This window comes from Streptomyces yunnanensis, from assembly GCF_029011865.1.
GTDB classification, from domain to species: domain Bacteria; phylum Actinomycetota; class Actinomycetes; order Streptomycetales; family Streptomycetaceae; genus Streptomyces; species Streptomyces yunnanensis.
On record NZ_CP095749.1, the window covers coordinates 3,623,884 to 3,643,200 of the forward strand.

14 protein-coding genes are annotated in these 19,317 nt (G+C 69.2%); 7 read left to right on the plus strand and 7 right to left on the minus strand.

All coding sequences use genetic code 11. The features are described 5' to 3' along the window. Window positions 1-108: 108 nt before the first annotated feature. Entirely contained in the window at window positions 109-1,344 is a 1,236-nt protein-coding gene (locus tag MOV08_RS15690) for an IS110 family RNA-guided transposase (protein WP_275307795.1), read from the plus strand. 307 nt (window positions 1,345-1,651) lie between these two features. Here MOV08_RS15690 and MOV08_RS15695 read toward each other — a convergent pair whose 3' ends face one another. Beyond that, window positions 1,652-1,846 carry a hypothetical protein gene (locus tag MOV08_RS15695; RefSeq protein WP_039633087.1) on the minus strand — a complete coding sequence of 65 codons (195 nt, stop codon included), beginning with the start codon at window positions 1,844-1,846 and terminating at the stop codon, window positions 1,652-1,654. 233 nt (window positions 1,847-2,079) lie between these two features. Here MOV08_RS15695 and MOV08_RS15700 point away from each other — a divergent pair, with 233 nt between their 5' ends. From MOV08_RS15700 to MOV08_RS15725, 6 genes are all read left to right on the plus strand, one after another. After that, on the plus strand, window positions 2,080-4,239 hold the full coding sequence (locus MOV08_RS15700) for a S9 family peptidase (protein WP_275307796.1): 2,160 nt from the start codon (window positions 2,080-2,082) through the stop codon (window positions 4,237-4,239). A 784-nt stretch (window positions 4,240-5,023) separates the two neighbouring features. After that, window positions 5,024-6,058, plus strand: a complete 1,035-nt coding sequence (locus MOV08_RS15705; protein WP_039633090.1) for an ABC transporter permease — start codon at window positions 5,024-5,026, stop codon at window positions 6,056-6,058. Window positions 6,059-6,159: 101 nt separating this feature from the next. Continuing rightward, window positions 6,160-7,959, plus strand: a complete 1,800-nt coding sequence (locus tag MOV08_RS15710; RefSeq protein ID WP_039633092.1) for an ABC transporter substrate-binding protein — start codon at window positions 6,160-6,162, stop codon at window positions 7,957-7,959. Between the two features lie 123 nt (window positions 7,960-8,082). Next, a complete protein-coding gene (locus tag MOV08_RS15715) occupies window positions 8,083-9,054 on the plus strand; it encodes an ABC transporter permease (protein ID WP_039633093.1) in 972 nt (323 codons plus the stop codon). An 11-nt stretch (window positions 9,055-9,065) separates the two neighbouring features. Next, complete coding sequence (locus MOV08_RS15720) at window positions 9,066-10,133, plus strand: ABC transporter ATP-binding protein (RefSeq protein ID WP_073443631.1); 1,068 nt, start codon at window positions 9,066-9,068, stop codon at window positions 10,131-10,133. Window positions 10,134-10,145: 12 nt separating this feature from the next. Beyond that, the gene (locus MOV08_RS15725) at window positions 10,146-11,294 is read left to right on the plus strand and encodes an ABC transporter ATP-binding protein (RefSeq protein WP_039633097.1); all 1,149 of its coding nucleotides are present in this window, start codon (window positions 10,146-10,148) and stop codon (window positions 11,292-11,294) included. A 77-nt stretch (window positions 11,295-11,371) separates the two neighbouring features. Here the strand turns inward: MOV08_RS15725 and MOV08_RS15730 are convergent, their stop codons facing one another. From MOV08_RS15730 to typA, 6 genes are all read right to left on the minus strand, one after another. Then, entirely contained in the window at window positions 11,372-12,433 is a 1,062-nt protein-coding gene (locus MOV08_RS15730) for an ABC transporter ATP-binding protein (RefSeq protein WP_275307797.1), read from the minus strand. Continuing rightward, window positions 12,420-13,430, minus strand: a complete 1,011-nt coding sequence (locus MOV08_RS15735) for an ABC transporter ATP-binding protein (RefSeq protein ID WP_275307798.1) — start codon at window positions 13,428-13,430, stop codon at window positions 12,420-12,422. The genes MOV08_RS15730 and MOV08_RS15735 overlap by 14 nt, the downstream gene beginning before the upstream one ends. Window positions 13,431-13,443: 13 nt before the next feature. Next, the gene (locus tag MOV08_RS15740; RefSeq protein ID WP_039633103.1) at window positions 13,444-14,427 is read right to left on the minus strand and encodes an ABC transporter permease; all 984 of its coding nucleotides are present in this window, start codon (window positions 14,425-14,427) and stop codon (window positions 13,444-13,446) included. Further along, window positions 14,420-15,343: an ABC transporter permease gene (locus tag MOV08_RS15745; protein ID WP_039640894.1), complete on the minus strand. Its 924-nt coding sequence runs from the start codon at window positions 15,341-15,343 to the stop codon at window positions 14,420-14,422. The genes MOV08_RS15740 and MOV08_RS15745 overlap by 8 nt, the downstream gene beginning before the upstream one ends. Before the next feature lie 20 nt (window positions 15,344-15,363). Beyond that, the gene (locus MOV08_RS15750) at window positions 15,364-16,986 is read right to left on the minus strand and encodes a peptide ABC transporter substrate-binding protein (RefSeq protein WP_275307799.1); all 1,623 of its coding nucleotides are present in this window, start codon (window positions 16,984-16,986) and stop codon (window positions 15,364-15,366) included. A gap of 251 nt (window positions 16,987-17,237) precedes the next feature. Then, on the minus strand, window positions 17,238-19,145 hold the full coding sequence (gene typA / locus MOV08_RS15755) for a translational GTPase TypA (RefSeq protein ID WP_039633106.1): 1,908 nt from the start codon (window positions 19,143-19,145) through the stop codon (window positions 17,238-17,240). Window positions 19,146-19,317 lie beyond the last annotated feature (172 nt).

The window sequence follows — 19,317 nt, forward strand, 5'->3', positions numbered from 1 at the left end:
ACGGCTAGTGAGGTGGCGGACCGGCCCGTGGGTCGAGTCCTGGGATTAGGTCGCTGCGTGGCCCGCATGCGCTCGCAACCAGCGCGAACGTCCACTTCCAGGGGAGGAATGAAGTTGATCTACTGCGGAATCGACTGGGCCGAGAAGACACACGACGTGGCGCTCGTCGACGACACCGGCCAGCTGCTGGCCAAGCGCCACATCACCGACGACGCGGTCGGCTACAGGATCCTGCTGGACCTGCTCGCCGAATACGGCGACACCGAGGACGATCCGATCCCGGTGGCGATCGAGACCTCGCGCGGGCTGCTGGTGACTGTGCTACGACAGGGCAAGAGGCAGGTCTTCGCCATCAACCCGATGGCCGCAGCCCGTTACCGCGATAGGCACGCCGTCTCACGAAAGAAGTCCGACCCCGGCGACGCCCTGGTCCTCGCGAACATCCTCCGCACCGACATGGTCGTGCACCGCCCACTGCCCAACGACACCGACCTCGCCCGCGCCATCGCCGTCCTAGCCCGCGCTCAGCAGGACGCGATCTGGAACCGACAGCAGCTTTCCAACCAGCTCAGGTCCCTGCTTCGCGAGTACTACCCAGCCGCCCTGGCCGCCTTCGAGCCCTGGCGCAACGGCCTGTGCCGCCCCGAAGCACGCGAACTCCTCAGAACTGCCCCGACCCCGGCCAGAGCCGCCCGGCTCACACGCGCCCAGCTGTGCGCCGCGCTCAAACGCGCCGGCCGCCAACGCGGCATCGAAGCCGACGCCGAGCGGCTCCGCGAGGTCTTCCGCGCCGACTGGGCCCACCAGCCTCCGCTGGTCGAGGACGCGCTGGGCAAACAGATGCTGGCCCTCCTGGGCCAGTTAGACGCTGCCTGCGCCGCCGCCGACGACCTCGCCAAGGCGGTCGAGGAGGCTTTCCCCCAGCACCCGGACGCTGAGGTGATCCTCAGCTTCCCTGGCCTCGGCGTCCAGCTCGGCGCCCGGGTGCTCGCCGAGATCGGAGACGACCGCACACGCTTCGCCGACGCCCGCGGCCTGAAGGCATACGCCGGCTCCTCACCCGTCACCCGGGCGTCAGGGAAGAAGTCCAGCATCACCCGAAGGTGGGTGAAAAACGACCGGCTCAACCACGTCGGCTACCTGTGGGCCTTCGCCGCCATCACCGCCTCCCCCGGCGCTAAAGCCCACTACCGACGCCGCCGCGACGATCACGGAGACTGGCACGCCGCCGCCCAACGCAACCTCTTCAACCGCATGATCGGCCAGCTCTACCACTGCATCCAGAACCACGAACTGTTCGACGAACAGGCCGCGTTCCCCACGCAACTCGCAGTGGCGGCTTGACGGCTTAGAGGCGTGAGGTGTCTACGAGCCGCCCGCCGCACCCTCCGCAGCCGATCGGGACGGCCGCCCGTGCGCCCCGTGGAGGCGCGGGGCCGGGGGTTGGCCCGGGGTCCGCCCGGTGGGCCGGTGTGGATCACTCCGCGGCGCGCGGTGCCGGGCGGGGCGCCGGGCGCGGACCGGATGTCCGTGGGCGATGCGACGACGCGGGGCGCGAGCCTCTCCCCGCGTCAGTCGGGAACGTGCGACAGCAGGCCCCGCGGGCCCACGGGGACCCTCCGGACAGGCCCCCGAGACCGCCGGGTCGCGATCAGAACTTGATACCGCCGAGCATCCCCGCGACATTGGTCGTCAGGGTCTTGATCGTCGGGGCGATGGACGAGCTGGCCAGATAGAAGCCCAGCAGCATGCAGACAAATGCATGCACCGCCTTCAGCCCGGACTTCCTGATCAGCAAGAAGACGATGATCGCCAGCAGCACCACCGCCGAAATCGAGAGTGCCACGGCGGCTCACCTCCAAGTACTCACGGTCCGGACAGAGTTGACGGTACGGGAGCCGACGGGTCGGCGCCATGTACCCGGGTATGCCAAGGGCTCTTTACCCCGTACCCACCCCGCGCAAGGGATCATAACTTTCCGTCCGTGCGCATAAGTCGGTGCACCGGAGCACGACGGGGGCGCACGCCGTTTTCCACAGTCCCGCACCGCCGGGCCCCTCCCGCCGTAGGCTCGGCGGCATGACCGGACAGCTGCCCTTCCCCCGGCACTACGCGCGCACCCAGCGCTTCACGCTCGGCACGCCCCGCGACTTCGCCCTCTCCCCCGACGGCGCGCGCGTCGTCTTCCTCCGGTCCCGCACCGGCACCGACCGCAGTCAGCAGCTCTGGGTCCTCGATCTGGACGGTGGAGGGGAGTTCACCGCGGCGGACCCGCACGCCCTGCTGGCCGGCGCGGACGAGGAGCTCCCCCCGGAGGAGCGGGCGCGCCGCGAGCGCAGCCGCGAGGGGTCGGCGGGCATCGTCGGTTACGCCGTCGACTCCGCCGTGGAGTTGGCCGCCTTCGCGCTGTCGGGGCGGCTCTTCGTCTCGGAGCTGCGGGCCGGCACCACCCGGGAACTCCCCGCGGCGGGGCCGGTGGTGGACCCCCGCCCGTCCCCCGACGGCCGCCATGTGGCCTATGTGGCGAACGGCGCGCTGCGGGTCGTCGCGGCCGACGGCGGCGGCGACGGCGCCGCGGGCGCGGACCGGGCGTTGGCGGAGCCCGACGGCCCCGATGTCACCTGGGGGCTGGCGGAGTTCGTCGCGGCCGAGGAGATGGACCGCCACCGGGGCTTCTGGTGGTCCCCGGAGGGAGACCGGGTGCTGGCCGCCCGGGTCGACGACGCGCCGGTGACCCGCTGGTGGATCGCCGACCCGGCGCACCCGGACCGGGAGCCCGCGCGGGTGCCGTATCCGGTGGCCGGCAGCGCCAATGCCGAGGTCACCCTGGCGCTGTTCGGCCTGGACGGCTCCCGGACGGACATCCGGTGGGACACCGCGCACTACCCCTATCTGGCCCGCGTGCACTGGTCGGCGGCCGGTCCGCCGCTGCTGCTGGTCCAGACCCGGGACCAGCGCGCCCAGCGCTATCTGACGGTCGACCCGGAGACCGGCGCGACCACCGTGGTGCACGAGGACCAGGACGACGCGTGGGTCGAGCCGTTCCCGGGGGCGCCGGCCTGGACGCCGGACGGGCGGCTGGTGCGGATCGCCGACGAGGGCGGCGCCCGGAAGCTGTTCGTCGGCGACCGGCCGTTGACCGGGGAGCCGCTGCACGTCCGGGCGGTGCTGGACATCGGCGAGGACGACGTCCTGTTCTCGGCGAGCGGCGCGGACACCCACGACATCGGGGTCTATCGGGCGTGGTTCCGCGGCAGCGGGGACCAGGGCGGCTGGGAGAGGGTGGGTGAGCGGCCGTATCCGACGGTGTCCTCCGTGGTGCGCGGCGGGGAGCTGACGGTACTGACCCAGGCGTCGTTGCAGTGGCCGGGCGCCCGGTCGGAGGTGGTGCGGCTGGATCCGGACGGCGGCGAGAAGGTGCTGGCCGTCATCGGCTCGTATGCCGAGACGCCGCATCTCACCGCCCGGCCGCGGCTGGTGCTCGCCGGTGAGCGCCGGATCCCGTGCGCGGTGCTGCTGCCGACCGGCTATGCGGAGGGCGACGGTCCGCTACCGGTGCTGCTAGACCCCTACGGCGGTCCGCACGGCCAGCGGGTGGTCGCCGCGCACAACGCCCATCTGACCTCCCAGTGGTTCGCCGACCAGGGCTTCGCGGTGATCGTGGCGGACGGCCGGGGCACCCCGGGCCGCTCCCCCGCGTGGGAGAAGGCGGTCTCCCGGAACCTCGGGCCGGTGGCCCTGGAGGACCAGGTGCACGCCCTGGAGGCGCTGGCCGGTTCCTTCCCGCTGGATCTGGGACGGGTGGCGATCCGCGGGTGGTCGTTCGGCGGCTATCTGGCGGGCATGGCGGCGCTGCGCCGGCCGGAGGTCTTCCACGCCGCGGTGGTCGGGGCGCCGGTCACCGACCTGCGGCTGTACGACACCCACTATCAGGAGCGGTATCTCGGCCACCCGGACGAGGAGCCAGAGGTCTACGCCTTCAACTCCCTGGTGACGGACGAGGGGTTGTCCGGCGCGGCGGAACCGCACCGTCCGATGCTGATCGTGCACGGCCTGGCCGACGACAACGTGGTGGTGGCGCACTCCCTGCGGCTCTCCTCGGCGCTGCTGGCCGCCGGCCGGCCGCACGAGGTGCTGCCGCTGTCGGGGGTGACGCACATGGCGTCCCAGGAGCAGGTGGCGGAAAACCTGCTGCTGCTCCAGGTGGACTTCCTCAAGAGGTCGTTGGGCATCCGCTGAGGACCGTGCGCCGGGCGGCGATGCCTCCCGGTGGATGCCGGCGGCCGGGCCACCGGTCGCCGGCGGCGACCAACGGGCCCGTCATGACGACGCCCCCAGCGCACCGCGGTGGAGGCGGCTCGACCGCGGGGTGGACACGTACCGCGGACGCGCGCCCGCCCCGCATCGTGAACAGGCACGCCAGCACACGTCGTGGACCCGCATCGTGGACGGGCACCCCACCACACGTCGTGGACCCGCGTAGCGAACCGGCGCCCCGACGCACGTCATGGACGGACATCGTGCGGACATGTCGTCGACACGGCCCGATCGCGTCGGTGACCCACGGCCTCCACCGCGTCCCCGCATTCGTGAAGGCGCTATCGAAGGTCTACACCAATCTCGTCCATCGGACAACAGACACGGGGGGATCGGGGCCCGAAACACCGACAAAACGGCGGTCGGCCGGGGCGCCGCTGGCACCTCCCGGCCGACCTACGGCACCCGCACGGCCGTACGTTGTTCAGCATGAAGCGTCCGTATATCGGTGATGCGACGGACAAGTTGCCTTCATGTTAAGGCGCTTGGGAACGATATGTCCCTCATGCCGTATATGACAATCCCGTGTCAAGCACGCGAGGGAGACGATCTGCGCAATCTTCGCTCAAGAAGCGGACGACCTGTGCACGAGCGCACCTCTTACCCTTGACTCCGCCGTAAATCCCTTGCGAAAGTCGCGCTCATCCAGCGGTGCGACCGGTGCCGCTTCACGTTCCAAGAGAACTCGGCGCGGGGGCACTTCGCGATGACTAGTCCATCCCAGACCGCGGCAGGCAAGCCCGATACCCCGGGACTTGCATCCAAGGGTCTGAAGAAGGAAAAGAAGGGCAAGGGCGGTGAGCTCGTAGGCCGTTCCCCCGGGCAATTGATGTGGGCGCGCTTCAAGCGCGACCGCACCGGCATGATCTGCGCGATCATCGTGCTCGCGTTCTTCGTCATCGCGGCCCTGGCCCCGGTGATCGCCTCGCTCTACGGCAAGAACCCGTACACGCTGTACGGCAGCGACAACCCCAGTCTGCTGGACGAGTTCAGCTATCCGGCGGCGCCCAACGGCGGCATTTCCGGCGACTTCTGGTTCGGCATCGAGCCGGGCCTCGGCCGCGACCTGTTCACCAACCTGCTGTACGGCATGCGGACCTCGCTGGGCATCTCGCTCATGGTCACCATCCTGGTGGTCATCACCGGCACCATCATCGGCATCACGGCGGGCTACCTGGGCGGCAAGACCGACTACTGGGTCGGCCGGCTGATCGACTTCCTGCTCGCCTTCCCCAGCCAGCTGACGTTCGTGGCGTTCATGCCCGCGGTGATCGCGGTCTTCGTGGCGCCGGGCGACGAGACCCCCACCTATATCCGCGTGATCGCGCTGATCCTCGTGCAGTGGGCGCTGGGCTGGATGGGTCTGGCCCGTCTGCTGCGCGGACAGGTGATGTCCCTACGGGAGCGGGACTTCGTCGAGGCCGCGAGGATCACCGGTGCCTCCCCTTGGCGGATCATCACCAAGGAGCTGCTGCCGAACGTGGTGACCCCGATCCTGGTGCAAAGCACCTACATGCTCCCGCTGTTCGTGACGGCGGAGGCCGGCCTGTCTTTCATGGGCGTCGGCATCGTGGACCCCACCCCCGACTGGGGTCGGCTGTTCAAAACGGCCGGCCAGATCTACGAGAACGACCCGACCTTCCTCCTCTTCCCCGGCGCCGCGATGGTGATCTTCGTGCTCTGCTTCAACCTGCTCGGGGACTCGGTCCGGGACGCGTTCGACCCCAAGTCCGGGCGCTGATCGCCCTCTTGACGGGGGCAGCTGTCACCCCCGCGCCGGTGGCGCACCGGAGTCAGACAGCACATCGGGACAACGACTGACAGGCAGGTGCTTGGATCCTCATGAACACACTCTCCACGCGTAGAACCCGCGCGGTGATCGTGGCCCTGGCGGCCGGTTCGCTCGCGCTCACCGGTTGCAGCGGCGGCAGCCGTTCGGGCAAGGACGACGCGCAGACCGACAAGGACGCGGCCTCCCAGTCCAAGGTGGTGCCGCTCGGCACCGCGGCGCAGTCCAACGGCCCCGCGGCCGCGGTGGCGGGCGCGCAGAACGGTGGCACCATCACCGTCTACCAGCGCGACAGCTACAACCACCTGGACCCGGCCCAGATGTACGTCAGCGACGTGGGCGACCTGGCCAAGTTGATCTTCCGTGGCCTGACCACGTACACGCAGGACGACAAGGGCAACAAGACCCTCGTCGGCGACCTCGCCACCGACGCCGGAAAGATGTCCGACGGCGGCAAGACCTGGACGTACACGCTCAAGGACGGCATCAAGTTCGAGGACGGCACGCCGATCACCTCGAAGGACATCCGGCACTCCATCGAGCGGATGTACGCGCCGTTCATCACCGAGGGTCCGACCTACATCCAGCAGTGGCTGTCGGGCGACGGCACGACCTACCGCAAGGCACTGCCGGACGGCCCGTACAAGGGCGACCACCTGCCCAAGTCCGTCCTGGACACCCCGGACGGCAAGACCGTCATCTTCCACTTCAAGGTGCCGCAGACGCAGCTGCCCTACGCGCTGGCGATGGCGGGCTACAGCGCCGTCCCGGACAGCGCCAAGGACACCAAGGACAGCTACGACGTCGCGCCGGTCACCAGCGGTCCGTACAAGATCGCGTCGTTCAAGTCCGGCAAGTCCATGGCACTGGTGAAGAACCCGAGCTGGGACCCCAAGACCGACCCGGCGCGCCACCAGTACGTCGACGGCTACAACATCTCCTTCAACCACCAGTTCTCCGACTCCACCAAGCGGCTGATGGCCGACAAGGGCGAGGACCAGACCGCCGTCAGCTTCACCAACGCCGTGGAGCCGACGCTGACCAAGCAGGTGCTGAGCGATCCCAGCGCCAGCAAGCGCCTGGTGCAGGGCTACCAGCCCTATGTCTGGCAGCTGAACATGAACATGGACCGCATCAAGGACAAGCGGATCCGTGACGCGATCACCTACGCGATGCCGAGCCAGCAGGTCGTCCGGATCGAGGGCGGCAGCTACGGCGGTGAGGTCGCCGGCGGTCTGCTCTCCCCGACCGTCGCGGGCTACGAGAAGGGCTACGACCCCTACGGCAAGCTGAAGAAGCCCAACGGCGACCCGGAGAAGGCCAAGCAGCTCCTGAAGGAAGCCGGCAAGGTGGGCATGAAGCTCGTCTACGCCTACGCCAACACCGAGATCCGGCAGAAGGAGTCCGTCGCCATCGCCGACGGGCTGACCAAGGCCGGCTTCGACGTGCAGAAGAAGGAGGTCGACTCCTCCTCCTGGTACCAGCAGATGGGCAAGGTCGACAACGGCTTCGACGTCTACCTGACCGGCTGGGGCCAGGACTGGCCGGACGCCTCCACGGTGATCCCGCCGTCCTACGACGGCCGCATCATCGCGGACGGTGCCTCCAACTACTCGCACGTCCGTGACCCGAAGATCAGCCAGGAGATCGACCGCATCCGGCAGATCCCGGACGTGCAGAAGCAGACCGCGGAGTGGCAGAAGCTCCACCACTACATCGTGGAGCAGGTCAACCCGGCCGCCCCGGTGTTCTTCGTCAAGTCGCTCCAGCTGTACGGCTCGAAGATCGGCGGTATCCGCTACAACACGGACACCAACTACCTCGACGTGAACACGCTGTTCGTCAAGAAGTAAGAAGTAAGCAGCACACAGCCGAAGGCATTCCGGAGTGCGCGCGCAAGGCGGGGCGCGCACTCCGGGGCCTTCCCGCCACCCCTCACCCCACTGCAGCCGCCGTCCTGAGAGCAGCGAACTGTCATGCTTCCCTTCCTACTTCGCCGGACGCTCGGCGCGGTCGTCATCCTCCTCCTGCTGAGCGCCTTCACCTTCTTCGTCTTCTTCTCCGTCGGTGATCCCGCGCTCATGGCGTGCGGCAAGAACTGCACCGCCGACAACGTCGCGCTCATCCACAAGAACCTGGGCCTGGACCAGCCCGTGCCCGTCCAGTACTGGCACTTCCTCGTCGGGATCTTCGCGGGCCGCGACTTCACCCTCGGCCACTGCAACGCCCCCTGCTTCGGCTACTCCTTCGCCACCAAGCAGGACGTCTGGTCCACGATGATGGACCGGCTGCCCCTCACCGCGTCGCTGGCCTTCGGCGGTGTCGTGGCCTTCCTGGTGATCGGCGTGGGCGCCGGCCTGCTCGCCGCCTGGAAGCGCGGCTCGCTGCTGGACAAGACGGTCACGAGTCTGTCGATGATCCTCAGCTCGGTGCAGATCTACATCCTCGGCCCCGTCGTGCTGGGCATCTTCGTCTACAGCGGCATCATGGCCGCTCCGGCGTACGTGAACCTCACCAGCGATCCGATCGGCTGGTTCATGGGCCTGCTGATCCCGTGGCTGGTGATGGCGACGATCTTCACCGCGCAGTACACCCGTATGGCCCGCTCGACGATGATCGAGCAGCTCCAGGAGGAGCACGTCCGCACCGCCAAGGCGAAGGGCATGCCGGCGCGTTACGTCTTCCTGCGGTACGCCTGGCGCGGTTCGCTGATCCCGATCGTCACCATCCTCGGCGTGGACCTGGGCTCGCTGTTCGGCGGCGCGATGATCACCGAGTTCACCTTCCAGCTGGCGGGACTCGGCCGGCTGGCGGTCGACTCGGTCACCACCCTCGACCTGCCGATGGTGATGGGCGTGATGATCTTCAGCGCCGCCCTGATCCTGGTTTTCAACATCGTCGTGGATGCGGCGTACGCGTTCATCGACCCGCGCGTGCGTCTGTCCTAGGAGAGCCTGTCGTGACCACACCCACCAAGACCGAGGAGACGCCGGCCCCGAACGGATCCGGCACCGGCTCCTTCCTCTCCGTCCGCGACCTGCATGTCCGCTTCTCCACCGAGGACGGCATCGTCAAGGCGGTCGACGGCCTCTCCTTCGACCTGGAGCGCGGCAAGACCCTGGGCATCGTCGGCGAGTCGGGCTCCGGCAAGTCCGTCACCAACCTCGCCGTGCTGGGGCTGCACAACCCCAAGGCCACGGAGATCACCGGTGAGATCCACCTGGACGGCCAGGAGCTGACCGGCGCCAAGGAGAAGACCCTGGAGAAGCTCCGGGGCAACAAGATGGCGATGATCTTCCAGGACGCGCTGACCGCCCTGTCGCCGTACTACACCGTCGGACGGCAGATCGCCGAGCCGTTCATGAAGCACACCGGCGCCAGCAAGCGCGAGGGCCGGCAGCGCGCGATCGAGATGCTCACCAAGGTCGGCATCCCGCAGCCCAACCTGCGGGTGGACGACTACCCGCACCAGTTCTCCGGCGGTATGCGGCAGCGCGCCATGATCGCCATGGCGCTGGTCTGCAACCCGCAGCTGCTGATCGCCGACGAGCCGACCACCGCCCTGGACGTCACCGTCCAGGCGCAGATCCTGGACCTTCTCAAGGACCTCCAGCAGGAGTTCGGCTCCGCGATCATCCTGATCACCCACGACCTGGGCGTGGTCGCCGACGTCGCCGACGACCTGCTGGTGATGTACGGCGGCCGGGCGGTGGAGCGCGGTTCGGTCCGGGAGATCCTCACCGAGCCCCGGCACCCGTACACCTGGGGCCTGCTCAGCTCCATGCCCCGGCTCTCCTCGGACGTCAACGAGGAGCTGCACCCGATCCCGGGCTCGCCGCCGAGCCTGCTCAATCCTCCGTCGGGCTGCGCCTTCAACCCGCGTTGCGCGTTCACCGCGGAGGTCGACGGCGGCCTGTGCACCGGCGAGCGCCCGCCGTTGGCGCCGGGCCGGGCCGCCGCCTGCCACCTCACCTCAGAGCAGAAGCAGACCTTCTTCACCGAGCAGATCAAGCCCCGGCTGGGCTAGGGAGCTACCACCATGGCCAAGAACGACACCCTGACCGCGCCCGGAGCCGCCGCGGCCACCCAGGGCGAGCCCCTGCTCACCGCCGAGGGACTGACCAAGCACTTCCCGATCTACGGCGGCTTCCCGTTCAAGCGGAAGGTCGGCGCCGTCCAGGCGGTCGACGGGGTGGACCTGACCGTCCACGCCGGTGAGAGCTTCGGCCTGGTCGGCGAGTCCGGCTGCGGCAAGTCGACCACCGGTCGGCTGCTCACCCGGCTGATGGAGCCCACCTCGGGCAGGATCACCTACGCGGGTCAGGACATCACGCACGCCAACCGCAAGCAGCTGGCGCCGATCCGCTCCGAGATCCAGATGATCTTCCAGGACCCGTATGCCTCGCTGAACCCGCGGCAGACGGTCGGCACGATCATCAGCGGGCCGATGGAGATCAACGGGATCAACCCGGTCGGCGGCCGGGAGAAGCGGGTCCGCGAACTCCTGGAGACCGTGGGCCTCAACCCCGAGCACTACAACCGCTTCCCGCACGAGTTCTCCGGCGGTCAGCGGCAGCGCATCGGCGTGGCCCGGGCGCTCGCCCTGGAGCCCAAGCTGATCGTCGCGGACGAGCCGGTCTCCGCCCTGGACGTCTCCATCCAGGCGCAGGTGGTCAACCTGCTCCAGGAGCTCCAGCGCGAACTGGGCATCGCGTTCATCTTCATCGCCCACGACCTTGCGATCGTCCGGCACTTCAGCGAGCGGGTCGCGGTGATGTACCTCGGCAAGATCGTCGAGGTGGGTACCCGCGACGAGATCTACAACCGGCCGCGCCACCCGTACACCCACGCCCTGCTCTCGGCCGTGCCCGAGCCGAAGCTGGCCGAGGAGGGCGAGGAGGAGCGCGAGCGGATCCGACTCGCCGGCGACGTCCCCTCCCCCGTCAACCCGCCGTCCGGCTGCCGGTTCCGCACCCGCTGCTGGAAGGCGCAGGACAAGTGCGCGACGGAGGAGCCGCCGCTGATCCAGATCGCCCGGAACGACGCCGGCCACCTGACCGCCTGCCACTTCCCGGAGGAGCCGACGACCGCGTCCCGCGGCGAGGACATCATCCTGGACCCGGCGCTGGCGGCGATCGAGGAGGCCGCCGCCGAGGGCGCGAACGGCGCGGACGGTGCGAAGAGCTGACCCGTCGCACCCGTAGGACGCCGAAGGAGCCCGCTTCCCCCTGGGGGCGGGCTCCTTCGCATTCCCCCGTCCACCGACTACTCGCTCGGCACCACCCGTCGTTCCTCCGCGAAGTGGCAGGCCGAGGCGTGCCGCGCCGGGCCGGTGGCGTCCTGGAACGCCGCCGGGACCGCCAGCGGCGGCTCGACCCGTGCGCACAGCTCCTGCGCCTTCCAGCAGCGGGTACGGAAGTGGCAGCCGGACGGCGGGTCGGCCGGGGAGGGGACGTCGCCGCTCAGCAGGATCCGCCCCCGGCCCTCGCCGGCAGACGCCCCCGTCCGGTGGGCGCGGGCCCCGGGGTCGGGTACCGGGACGGCGGAGAGCAGCGCCTGGGTGTACGGGTGGGTGGGGTGGTCGTAGATCTGTTCGCCGGTGCCGATCTCGGCGATCCTGCCGAGGTACATCACCGCGACCCGGTCGGAGAGGTGCCGGACGACGGACAGGTCGTGCGCGATGAAGACGTAGGAGAGCCCGAAGTCGGCCTGGAGCCGGGCCAGGAGGTTGACGACCTGGGCCTGGACGGAGACGTCGAGGGCGGAGACCGGCTCGTCGGCGACGATGATCTCCGGGCGGAGGGCCAGGCCGCGGGCGATCCCGATGCGCTGCCGCTGACCGCCGGAGAACTGGTGCGGATAGCGGTTGATGAACTCGGGGTTGAGGCCGACGACTTCGAGGAGTTCTCGGACCCTGCGCCGACGGTCGCCCTTGGGCGCCACCTCGGGGTGGATCTCGAAGGGCTCGCCGATGATGTCGCCGACCGTCATCCGGGGGTTGAGCGAGGTGTAGGGGTCCTGGAACACCATCTGGATGTTGCGCCGGACGGCCTTCATGGCGCGCCCGGAGAGCCGGGTGATGTCCTCGCCGCGGTAACGGATGTGACCTTCCGTAGGCCGTTCCAGGCCGACCAGCATCCGGGCGACGGTGGACTTGCCGCAGCCGGACTCCCCCACGATGCCCAGGGTTTCGCCCTGCCCGAGGTCGAAGGAGACCCCGTCGACCGCCTTGACCGCGCCCACCTGCTTCTTGATCAGCACGCCCTGGGTGAGCGGGTAGTGCTTGACCAGGTCGCGGACTTCGAGGAGGGGTTCACCGGGCGCCATCGAGCGTCTCCTTCCAGAAGTGGCAGGCGCTGGTCCGGCCCGGCCCGACGTCGTAGAGCGGCGGGCGGTCGGTGTGGCAGACGTCGCGGGCCAGCGGGCAGCGGGGGTGGAAGGCGCAGCCCGGCGGGATGGCGGTGAGGTTCGGCGGCAGGCCCTTGATCGCGTGCAGTTCCCGGCCCTTGTGCCCCAGACGGGGGACGGACTCCAGCAGGCCGCGGGTGTACGGGTGCGCGGGCGCCTTGTACAGCTGGTGCACCGGGGCGGTCTCGACGACCCGGCCCGCGTACATCACGGCGATGGTGTCGGCGACGTCGGCGACCACGCCCAGGTCGTGGGTGATCAGGATCAGGCCCATCCGGTATTCCCGGCGCAACTCCGCGAGCAGGTCCATGACCTGGGCCTGGACCGTGACGTCCAGGGCGGTGGTCGGCTCGTCGGCGATGATCAGGTCGGGTTCCAGGGCGAGCGCCATGGCGATCATGATGCGCTGGCGCATACCGCCGGAGAACTGGTGCGGATAGTCCCCCACCCGCGCCCGGGCCGCCGGGATGCCGACCCGTTCCATCAGCTCGACGGCCTTGGCCCGGGCTTCCTTGCGGGACGTCCCGGTGTGCACCCGGAACATCTCGCCGAGTTGGGTGCCGACGCTGAGCACCGGGTTCAGCGCGGAGAGCGCGTCCTGGAAGATCATCGCCATCTTCGCGCCACGGATCCTGCGGCGCTCCTCCTTGCCCAGGGTGAGCAGATCGCGTCCCTGGAAGAGGATCCGGCCGCCGGTGACGAAGCCCGGCGGGGAGTCGAGGATGCCCATCACGGCCTGCGCGGTGACGGACTTGCCGGAGCCGGACTCGCCGAGCACCGCCAGCGTCTGGCCGGCGGCCACGGTGTAGCTGACGCCGTTGACGGCCTTGGCCACCCCGTCCCGGGTGCGGAACTCCACCGCCAGGTCCTGGACGTCGAGCAGGGGCTGCGCCGTGGGCGCGCCGCCGTTGGTCATCTCCACCGCCTCCTCAGCGCAGCTTGGGGTCGAGGGCGTCGCGCACCGCGTCGCCGAGCATGATGAACGCCAGCACCGTGATGCTCAGCGCGCCCGCGGGCCAGAGCAGCATGTGGGGGGCGTTGCGGATGTGGGTGGAGGCGGCGGAGATGTCGATGCCCCAGGAGACGGTGGGCGGTTTCAGGCCCGCGCCGAGGTAGGACAGGGTGGCCTCCAGGGCGATGTAGGTGCCCAGCGCGATGGTGGCGACGACGATGACGGGGGCGACGGCGTTGGGGGCGATGTGCCGCAGCAGCAGCCGCCCGTTGCCCGCGCCCAGGGCCCGGGCGGCCTGGACGTAGTCGTTCTGCTTGGCGGTGACGACCGAGCCGCGGGCGATCCGGGCGATCTGCGGCCAGCCGAGCAGCACGATGAAGCCGATCACCGGCCAGACGGTGGTGCTGGTGACCACGGAGAGGAAGACCAGCCCGCCGAGCAGCACCGGGATGCCGAAGAAGATGTCGGCGAGCCGGGAGAGCAGGGTGTCCCACCAGCCGCCGAAGAAGCCGGCCAGGCCGCCGAGCAGGCCGCCCAGGAGGGCGACGCCGGCGGTGGCGCAGGTGCCGACGGTCATGGAGGCGCGGGCGCCGTAGACGACCCGGGTGTAGACGTCCCGGCCCTGGGTGTCGTAGCCGAAGGGGTGGCCGGGGCCGGCGCTCTGCTGGGCCTTGGCGAGGTCGGCGCGGTAGGGGTTGCCGGTGGCGATCAGCTGCGGCCAGAGGGCGATGACCACCAGGAAGACGATGACCAGCGCGGAGACCACGAAGACCGGGTTGCGGCGCAGGTCGTGCCAGGCGTCGCTCCACAGGCTGCGGGGCTTGCCGGTGGGTTCGCCGCCCGGGGGCAGGGGCCGGGCGGCGGGGGCGCGTTCGAGGGATTCCGCCTCGCCGATGGCGAGCGCGGCGGTGCCGCCGTCGCCGTGGCCGATGGCTTCCTTGGGCACGTGGGACTCAGGCATAGCGGATCCTCGGGTCGAGGACGGCGTAGAGCAGGTCGACCAGCAGGTTGGCGATCAGGAAGACCAGCACCAGGATCGTCACGAAGCCCACCACGGTGGGCGAGTTCTGCCGGAGGATGCCCTGGTAGAGCTGGTAGCCGACGCCGTGGATGTTGAAGATGCGCTCGGTGACGATGGCGCCGCCCATCAGCGCGCCGATGTCGGTGCCGATGAAGGTGACGACCGGGATCAGGGAGTTCCGCAGCAGGTGACGGGTGATCACCCGGTGCCGGGGCAGGCCCTTGGCGATGGCGGTGCGGACGTAGTCGGCGCGGGCGTTCTCCGCGATCGAGGTGCGGGTCAGCCGGGTGACGTAGGCGAGCGAGACCAGCGCCAACACCAGCCCGGGCAGCAGTAGTTGACCCAGCGGTGCGTCCAGGGCGACGGTCGGCGCGGCCCATTCCCACTTCACGCCGAAGACGAACTGGAGCAGATAGCCGCTGACGAAGGTCGGCACGGAGACCACGACGAGGGTGAGGACCAGCACGGTGGTGTCGATGCCCCGGCCGCGCCGCAGTCCGCTGAACACCCCGAGCGCGATGCCCACCACCATTTCGATGACGATCGCGACCAGGGTGAGCCGGAGGGTCACGGAGAAGGCCGAGGACATCAGCTCGGTGACCGGTCGGCCGTTGAACGCGATGCCGAAGTTCCCCTGGAAGATCTGGCCCATGTAGTGCGGGTACTGCTTCCACAACGGCTGGTCGAGGTAGAGGTCGTGGCGGATCTGCGCCGCGGTGGCGGGGTCCGGCGCCCGGTCGCCGAACATCGCGGCGACCGGGTCGCCCAGTGCGTAGACCATCAGGAAGATCAGAAAGGTGCTGCCGATGAACACCGGGATCATCTGGAGCAGCCGCCGGATCACATAACGTCCCATGAGCGCGCCTGCCTCCGTGGTCAACCGACCGTGATCTCGTTGTAGACCGGCACGCTGAACGGATTGAGCCGCACATTGCTGATCCGGTCCGAATAGCCGCCGCTGCCGTTCTGGTACCACAGCGGGATGGCGGGCATCTCGCGGGCGAGAATCCGCTCCGCGTCCTGGAATTTCGCCACCGCCTGCCGGGTGTCCGGGGCGGCGTTCGCCTGGTTGACGAGCTTGTCGAATTCGGGGTTGCTGAATTTTCCGTCGTTGGAGGAGGCACCGGTGTAGTACAGCGGCTGGAGGAAGTTCTGGATCAGTGGGTAGTCCATCTGCCAGCCGGCCCGGAACGGCCCGGTCATCTGTTTGGCACTGATCTTGTTACGGAAGTCCGCGAAGGTGCCGACGGGATTCCCCACGCACGCCTTGTCGTCCCCCAGCGTCTTGTTGATGCTGTTGCAGATCGCGTCGACCCAGTCCTTGTGCGAGCCGGTGTCGGCGTTGTACGTGATCGTGGTCCGGCCGCCGGGAATTCCGCCGCCGTCCTTGATGAGTTGCCGGGCCTTCGCCGGGTTGAATTCGCAGGGTTCGCCGCAGAGCCCCGGTTTGTAGCCGCCCTTGACGCCCAGTACCGGTGAGGTCCAGTCGGTGGCCGGGGTGCGGGTGTTCTGGAAGATCTCCTTGGTGATCTGCCCCCGGTCGATCGCCATCGACAGGCCGCGCCGCACCTGCGCCGCGCCCGATGTGCTCCACCGCGGGTCGTACATGGGGAAGGTGAGGGTCTGGATGATCCCGGCCGGCTGATTCAGGTACCGGTCTCCCAGATCCGCCCGGACGTTCTTCAGTTGGGAGGCCGGAATGTCGTCCACCAGGTCGAGGTTCCCGGCCTGGAGGTCGGTGTAGGCGGTTTCGTTGTCGGTGTAGACGCGGAGGTCGATGCCGCCGTTCTGCGCCGGGTCGGAGCCGGGGTACCTCGTCCACTTCCGCATTTTCAGCACGCTGCCCTTGGCGTACGAATCCACCACGTACGGGCCGTTTCCGATGGGTTTCGCCAGCCAGCCGGCGTGGTCGCGGAAGAACGTCTGGGGCAGCGGCATGAACGCCGAATAGCCCAGGGTGTCCGGCCAGCTGGAGAACTTCTGGTTCAGGGCGACGGTGAAGGTGTGGTCGTCCTTCACCCGGAGTCCGGAGAGGGTCTTCGCGGTGGCCGAACCATTGTCCGGGTGCACCTTGTCGAAGCCGTCGATGTACTGGAAGAAGGGCGCGTTCTTCTGCTTGTTGTCCAGCAGCGCGCCGTAATTCCAGGCGTCCACGAAGGACTTGGCGGTGACCTTCTCGCCGTTGCTGAAGGTCCAGCCGCGCTTGAGCGTCACGGTGTAGTGCTGGGCGTCGGTGGTCTCGATCTTCTCGGCGAGGACGTTCTCCGCGGCGCCGGTCCCGGGGTCGTAGCGCTTGAGGCCGCGGAACAGCATTTCCAGGACCTTGCCGCCCTGCACCTCGTTGGTGTTGGCCGGCTCCAGCGGATTCTGCGGGTCCCCCCAGGAGGCGCTGACCACGGCGGAGCCGCCCGGCCCGGCGGTCCCGCCCCCGCAGGCGGTGGCCACGAGGGCCAGCACCCCCGCGCAGACGGCCCACTTCGCGCGCACGGCTCCGCGCATGGCGCCTCCTTACGGTCCGGACTCCGGGTCACACGTAGTCACGGGGACCACACGTAGCCCACATCAGAGCCCAAACCGTGGCATAGCGCACCTCGGCACCGGCCGCCACTGCTCCGAACCCCCGGGAAACCCCTCGGATGACCGACCCCCGGTCACCGACCCGTGTGCGGACAAGCCCTACGGGCATACGGCGGCGCCCCGCCGGACCGTGGTCCGACGGGGCGCCGGGAAGAGCCGTGGCGCGGGTCGCGTCAGCCGTGCTTGGCGCGCGAGGCGGTGCGGCCGCGCTCCTTCTGGTCCAGGACGACCTTGCGGATGCGGACGGCCTCCGGGGTCACCTCGACGCACTCGTCGTCGCGGCAGAACTCCAGGGACTGCTCCAGCGACAGCTTGCGCGGCGGGACGATCGCCTCGAAGGAGTCGGCCGAGGAGGAGCGCATGTTCGTGAGCTTCTTCTCCTTGGTGATGTTCACGTCCATGTCGTCGGCGCGCGAGTTCTCGCCGACGATCATGCCCTCGTACACCTCGGTGCCGGGGTCGGTGAACAGCACGCCGCGCTCCTGCAGGTTCGTCATCGCGAAGGCGGTGACGGCACCGGCACGGTCGGCAACCAGCGAGCCGTTGTTACGGGTCGTCAGCGTGCCGAACCACGGCTCGTGGCCCTCGTGGATGGAGTGGCCGATGCCCGTGCCGCGGGTCTGCGTCAGGAACTCCGTACGGAAGCCGATGAGGCCGCGCGACGGGACCACGAACTCCATGCGGACCCAGCCGGAGCCGTGGTTCGACATGTTGTCCATGCGGCCCTTGCGGACACCCATGAGCTGCGTGACGGCGCCCATGTGCTCCTCGGGCACGTCGATCGTCATGCGCTCGACCGGCTCGTGGACCTTGCCGTCGATCTCCTTGGTGACCACCTGCGGCTTGCCGATGGTCAGCTCGAAGCCCTCACGGCGCATCTGCTCGACGAGGATGGCCAGCGCCAGCTCACCGCGGCCCTGCACCTCCCAGGCGTCGGGGCGCTCGGTGTCCAGGACGCGCAGCGAGACGTTACCGATCAGCTCGCGGTCCAGGCGGTCCTTCACCTGGCGGGCGGTGACCTTGCGGTCCTTGACCGCCGTCTTGGCTGCGGCGCCCTTGCCGGTGCCGCCGCGGCCGACCAGCGGCGAGGTGTTCGTACCGATGACCATGGAGATGGCCGGCTCGTCGACCGTGATCAGCGGCAGCGCGATCGGGTTCTCCGGGTCGGCCAGCGTCTCGCCGATCATGATGTCGGGGATACCGGCGACCGCGCAGATGTCACCGGGGCCCGCGACCTCGGCGGGCTTGCGGGTGAGCGCCTCGGTCATCATCAGCTCGGAGATGCGGACGTTCGAGACCGTGCCGTCGCGCTTGATCCAGGCCACGGTCTGGCCCTTGCGCAGCTCGCCCTGCTCGACGCGCAGGAGCGCGATACGGCCGAGGAAGTTGTCGGCGTCCAGGTTGGTGACGTGCGCCTGGAGCGGGGCCGTCTCGTCGTAGGTCGGGGCCGGGACGTGCTCCAGGATCGTGGAGAAGAACGGCTCCAGGTTGGTGGAGTCGGCCGGGACCGTGCCGTCCTCCGGCTTCGTCAGCGACGCGATGCCGTCACGGCCGCACGCGTAGACGATCGGGAACTCGATCTGCTCCTCGTCCGCGTCCAGGTCCAGGAACAGGTCGTACGTCTCGTTGACGACCTCGTCGATGCGGGAGTCCGGGCGGTCCGTCTTGTTGATGCACAGGATGACGGGCATCCGGGCCTGCAGCGCCTTGCGCAGCACGAAGCGGGTCTGCGGGAGCGGGCCCTCGGAGGCGTCCACCAGCAGGACCACCGCGTCGACCATCGACAGACCGCGCTCGACCTCGCCACCGAAGTCGGCGTGGCCGGGGGTGTCGATGATGTTGATCGTGATGGGCTCCCCGCCGTCCTTCGGGTGATACTTCACCGCGGTGTTCTTGGCGAGGATCGTGATGCCCTTCTCACGCTCCAGGTCGTTCGAGTCCATGACGCGGTCGTCGACGGACTCCAGCTGGTGCGCGGCGAAGGCGCCGGCCTGCTTGAGCATGGCGTCGACGATGGTCGTCTTGCCGTGGTCGACGTGGGCGACGATGGCGACGTTACGGATGTCGTGGCGCGTGGCCATATTGCGGCGTACTCCCGAAGTGAGTGGACGGCTGCGCGTACGTCTGTGTTACGCGGCCCTGCCGGGCTTGACACGCCACGGCCTCACCCCATGGTACGGGGCTGCGGCGGCAATGGCCGCCCCAGCCCGTACGCACCACCTCTGACCTGCGGTTTCTTATCGAACTTTAGCT

Excerpts from the sequence above, each read along its gene's own strand:
- MOV08_RS15710 (WP_039633092.1), top strand. The coding sequence starts at position 6,160 with ATGAACACACTCTCCACGCGTAGAACCCGCGCGGTGATCGTGGCCCTG.
- typA (WP_039633106.1), bottom strand. The coding sequence starts at position 19,145 with ATGGCCACGCGCCACGACATCCGTAACGTCGCCATCGTCGCCCACGTC.
- MOV08_RS15705 (WP_039633090.1), top strand. The coding sequence starts at position 5,024 with ATGACTAGTCCATCCCAGACCGCGGCAGGCAAGCCCGATACCCCGGGA.
- MOV08_RS15740 (WP_039633103.1), bottom strand. The coding sequence starts at position 14,427 with ATGCCTGAGTCCCACGTGCCCAAGGAAGCCATCGGCCACGGCGACGGC.
- MOV08_RS15750 (WP_275307799.1), bottom strand. The coding sequence starts at position 16,986 with ATGCGCGGAGCCGTGCGCGCGAAGTGGGCCGTCTGCGCGGGGGTGCTG.
- MOV08_RS15725 (WP_039633097.1), top strand. The coding sequence starts at position 10,146 with ATGGCCAAGAACGACACCCTGACCGCGCCCGGAGCCGCCGCGGCCACC.
- MOV08_RS15700 (WP_275307796.1), top strand. The coding sequence starts at position 2,080 with ATGACCGGACAGCTGCCCTTCCCCCGGCACTACGCGCGCACCCAGCGC.
- MOV08_RS15735 (WP_275307798.1), bottom strand. The coding sequence starts at position 13,430 with ATGACCAACGGCGGCGCGCCCACGGCGCAGCCCCTGCTCGACGTCCAG.
- MOV08_RS15730 (WP_275307797.1), bottom strand. The coding sequence starts at position 12,433 with ATGGCGCCCGGTGAACCCCTCCTCGAAGTCCGCGACCTGGTCAAGCAC.
- MOV08_RS15715 (WP_039633093.1), top strand. The coding sequence starts at position 8,083 with ATGCTTCCCTTCCTACTTCGCCGGACGCTCGGCGCGGTCGTCATCCTC.
- MOV08_RS15745 (WP_039640894.1), bottom strand. The coding sequence starts at position 15,343 with ATGGGACGTTATGTGATCCGGCGGCTGCTCCAGATGATCCCGGTGTTC.
- MOV08_RS15690 (WP_275307795.1), top strand. The coding sequence starts at position 109 with ATGAAGTTGATCTACTGCGGAATCGACTGGGCCGAGAAGACACACGAC.